The 1,349-nt window shown below is 40.0% G+C and carries 1 protein-coding gene; it reads right to left on the reverse strand.

Going from position 1 to position 1,349, the window contains the following annotated elements:
- Positions 1–78: 78 nt before the first annotated feature.
- Positions 79–1,266 (reverse strand): argininosuccinate synthase, encoded by a 1,188-nt coding sequence (locus tag RM529_RS17380; RefSeq protein ID WP_311486002.1) that lies wholly within the window; start codon positions 1,264–1,266, stop codon positions 79–81.
- Between the last annotated feature and the right edge of the window lie 83 nt (positions 1,267–1,349).

Raw genomic sequence — 1,349 nt, forward strand, 5'->3', positions numbered from 1 at the left:
TTACTTCCGGATGCCTGAGCAGTATTCTTATTAATTCCCCCGCCGTGTAACCGGCTCCACCAATAATTCCTGCCTCTATCATTGTTCCTGTTTTACGTGTTGGTAAATTTTTCCTGAATTAGATAGGATCTTAATAAATCCTTTTGCATCATCTGCGGTCCAGGCTTTATTTTCTTCCCCATAATTTCCGAAGCTGCTGTTCATCAAATCGAATTTGGAATTAATTCCGTCCAAAGTAAACCTGTAAGGATGAAGGGTCACAAATACTTCCCCGGTCACCTGCTCCTGAGAACTTTGCAGAAAGGCTTCAAGATCACGCATCACAGGATCCAGATACTGGCCCTCGTGAAGGTGTGTACCATACCAGTTGGCGATATAATCTTTATGCTGAAGCTGCCATTTGCTAAGGGTATGTTTTTCCAGCAAATGATGCGCCTTTATGGTAATTAAAGCAGCGGAAGCTTCAAACCCAACCCGGCCTTTAATCCCAATAATAGTATCTCCTACATGAATATCCCTTCCAATCGCGTATTTAGAAGCAACGCTTTCCAGGATCTCGATGTTCTTTTCAGGGGTGTTTTCTTTTCCGTTTACAGAGGTGAGTTCCCCTTTTGTAAAGCCAAGACTAAATTGTTTAGCTTCCTTTTCCTGTAATTGTGAAGGATAAGCTTCTTCTGGGAGAGGTTTTTCTGAAGTTAAAGTTTCAGCACCGCCAACACTTGTTCCCCATAAACCTTTGTTAACTGAATACTTTGCTTTTTCCCAATTCATATCAACTCCATTGGCTTTAAGATATTCAATTTCTTCCTGCCGGGTCAGTTGTTTATCTCTTATCGGTGTGATAATTTGAATTTTCGGGGCTATAATCTGAAAAATCATATCGAAGCGTACCTGGTCGTTTCCTGCACCAGTGCTCCCGTGAGCGATATATTCCGCTCCTATTTTCTTTGCATGATTCACTATTTCAATAGCCTGTACAATACGTTCTGCACTTACTGAAAGCGGATAGGTATCGTTCTTAAGCACATTTCCGAAAATGAGGAATTTTACTACCTTATCATAAAAGGAAGCAACCGCATCTATATTTTTATAAGTTTTCGCTCCTATCTTTTGAGCATTGGAACCTATTTTTTCTATTTCTTCTTCTGAAAAGCCTCCGGTATTTACACTTACCGCATGAACTTCAAAGTTTTCTTCTTTAGATAAATACTTAGCACAATAGGAAGTATCCAGACCGCCACTATATGCTATTACTACTTTCTTCATTTTTTATTTTTCTTAGATGTTGGTTTGCCACGAATTCATAATACTCTATGTGCCCTTCCTGGTTAAAAGGAGGGGTGGCCGCA

It is taken from the genome of Autumnicola edwardsiae, assembly GCF_031846505.1.
Taxonomy (GTDB): domain Bacteria; phylum Bacteroidota; class Bacteroidia; order Flavobacteriales; family Flavobacteriaceae; genus Autumnicola; species Autumnicola edwardsiae.

Bases quoted from the DNA above. Each gene is read 5' to 3' on its own strand.
- RM529_RS17380 (WP_311486002.1), bottom strand. From the start codon at position 1,266: ATGAAGAAAGTAGTAATAGCATATAGTGGCGGTCTGGATACTTCCTAT.